This is a genomic window from Streptococcus sp. 79, from assembly GCF_013277425.1.
GTDB lineage: Bacteria > Bacillota > Bacilli > Lactobacillales > Streptococcaceae > Streptococcus > Streptococcus pseudopneumoniae.
Map to the genome: position 1 here is coordinate 1 of NZ_VMMW01000123.1, position 2,979 is coordinate 2,979.

1 protein-coding gene and 1 pseudogene are annotated in these 2,979 nt (G+C 38.3%); both read right to left on the reverse strand.

Features of this window, described 5'->3' with window-relative positions; genetic code table 11:
* Positions 1-153: 153 nt before the first annotated feature.
* The gene (locus HT729_RS11455) at positions 154-2,133 is read right to left on the reverse strand and encodes a peptide ABC transporter substrate-binding protein (RefSeq protein WP_172932034.1); all 1,980 of its coding nucleotides are present in this window, start codon (positions 2,131-2,133) and stop codon (positions 154-156) included.
* Between the two features lie 116 nt (positions 2,134-2,249).
* Positions 2,250-2,979, reverse strand: a pseudogene (locus HT729_RS11460) (IS630 family transposase); the annotation flags it as partial.

The window sequence follows — 2,979 nt, forward strand, 5'->3', positions numbered from 1 at the left end:
ATCTGAACTTTATCATCATAAGTTAATTTCATAATAAAAATACCCCAAAAGTTAGATTTTTTCTGTCTAACTTTTGGGGTGCAGTTCAGAATTGTACCTTGATACTATGCGTTTTTCTTATTTTTAGGACTTTTGACTCAGTCTCTTTTTGTTTTATTTGACATGTTTGGCAAGTTCTTCTTGCGCTTTTTTATTGGATTCTGCTTTTTCTTTCATCCATTTTTCTTGAGCTTTTTGGTATTCATCTGCAGTAACTGCCTTGTCTTGAAGTTCCAAGTATTTATACAAGACTGGGTCGCTTGTACCTTTATTTCCTGACAATGCAAATGGTATTGTAAATGGTACCATCTTAGACAAGATTGGACGCCCTGTACGAGATGTAGTTGGAATAATCAAGGCACTATCTGTCAACCAAGCTTGGGCTGCTGCGTATTTATCATATCGTTTAGCAACATCTGTAGTCTCATCACCAGCTTCAGTAACCAATTTTTCGTAGTCATATAGACCTACTTTTTTAGCAGCTACATTATCTTCCCCTGAGTCAAACCCTAAATATGTTTTAGTACTTTCTCCTACAGATGGTTTGATGATATCAAGGTAGGTTGATGGATCGGCAAAGTCTGGACCCCAACCGACATTATCTGATAAATCCCAGTCTTCACCAGCAGCATTTTCAGCAAAATATGTAATATTGTTTACTTCGTCTTTTTGTAGTTGTTGAATATCAATAATGACATTATCAGCTCCTAAAGTCGCTTCCAAGGATTGTTTCATAGATTGGACGCGCTGAACTTTTGTAGTTGCTGTTTGGTCAACTGGCATATCCAAATGAATTGGGAATGTCACACCTTCTGCTTGTAAGGCTGATTTAGCTTTAGCAAATTCAGCCTTGGCTTTTTCTGGATTGTAAAGACCATCTTGTGAATCTGCAAGATTAACATCCTTCCATTCATCCCCATAAGTGAGCAATTTCTCTTTGACCAACTCACCAAAGTTTTTACCATCTGCTTGAACAAATGTTGGTGGAACAAAGATATTACGTAAGATTTTGCTTGCTCCAGTTTGTCCATTCAACTGAGAGGCATAGGCTGTACGATCAAAACCAAAGGCAATAGCCTGACGGAAATCCTTGTTTAAGAGAGCCTTTTTAGTCGATGTCTTTTGTTCTTCGCTAGTCTTAGATGTGTATTTATAGGACTGACGGTCAATATTTGTACCAACTAGATACGTAATAGAGTCTTGTTGAGTATAGACAATATTGTCCTTCATACTCTTCTCAAGCTCTGCGAAACTTGCACTTGTTGGATAGAGACGAGCTGCTGTAAGGCTACCATCTTTAAAGTTTTCTGCAGGTTTGCTAGTATCTTGACCATCCCAGAATGACAATTTGACCTTGTCAATATGCACATTGTCCTTATCCCAGTAGTTCGGATTTTTCGCAAATTCAACAGAGGATTTTGTCACAATGGATTTCAACAAATAAGGTCCATTATACAAGAGACTACTTGGATCCGTAGCTTTGGCAAAATCATCCCCTTTTGAATTCAAAAACTCTTCATTGACTGGCGCAAGCACACCCATAGTTGTTTTAGAATTCCAAAAAGTTTCAGGTTTGTTCAAGGTGTATTGAACTGTCTGATCGTCAAGGGCTTTAATCCCAACTTGAGCAAAGTCTGTGATTTCACCTTTTGCATAGGCATCCAGACCTTTGATTGAATCCTGTACCAAGTAAAGAGCATCCGCTTTCTTATCTGTTGCATATTTAAGACCTGTCACAAAGTCCTGAGCCTTAACAGGAGCATACTCTTCTCCCTCAGATGTATACCACTTGGCATCCTGACGAATCTTATAAGTATAAGTCAAGCCATCCTTAGAAACTGACCAGTCTTCTGCCAATGAAGGAACAAGGTTCCCGTATTTATCATTTTCAAGCAATCCATCAATCACATTACTAGTAATCTCAGAAGTTGCTGCCTTACCAGTTGTCAAATAGTTGAGATTATCTGGATGTGTTTCGTAGGTAAACGCAAAGGTCTTTTCACCTTGAGCGCCTGAACCCCCAGAACAAGCAGCTAAAACACCAGCTGCTAATAAAGTTACTCCCACAAGAGCCAATGCTTTTCTTGTTTTCATAGCATTCTCCTTTGTTTTTTATTCATTATAGACCCTTTTTCAAGTTCTGTCAATAGAATTTTCTGAATTTTAAGAGTTATTTGTTATATTTGATCTATTCTGAAAAATAAAATTGTTCATTTATGCCAAAAAAGCATTCTAGTCCATCTCCGATTAACGATGGACTTTATCACCTCCTTCTCCAGTCCTTGTATAACATCTTGAAGTTGATTCATGACATCTTCCAAAGTTCGAAAGGCTTTATTCTTAAATCCACGTTTACGAATCTCTTTCCACACTTGTTCAATGGGGTTCATCTCTGGTGTGTATGGAGGAATAAAGGTAAAGCCAATATTAGTCGGAATCTTTAAGGTACTTGATTTATGCCATATGGCATTGTCCATAACGAGTAAAAGATAATCATCTGGATAAGCTTGTGAAAGCTCTTCTAAAAAGGCGTTCATCCACTCAGTATGACATCCACCAGCGATTAAGAAAAATGATTCGCCTGTATGGGCATCAACAGCTCCATAACAATAGCAAAATTCTCGTATATAGTGACTATGGACATGTGGACCTACTCCTATTGGAGCCCAACAAGATCCCAGTTTACTGATTCTACCGAAACCAGCCTCATCTTGGTACATCAAGCGAACCTTACGAAAATGCCTACTGGTTTTAAAGCGCTTTCTTGTCTTCTTGAATTGAGATTTTATTTTTAGACGCGACAATGGTTTGAGAGTCTGCTTTCTTGGGATGTTCTGGACGTGGCCTAATATTTCGCCAACCATGGCGCTTCAAGAGTTGATAAAAGTCATCACGTGTGTAGGAAGAACCTAACTCCTTTTTATAAGCCTGAAATAAGGC

Excerpts from the sequence above, each read along its gene's own strand:
- HT729_RS11455 (WP_172932034.1), bottom strand. The coding sequence starts at position 2,133 with ATGAAAACAAGAAAAGCATTGGCTCTTGTGGGAGTAACTTTATTAGCA.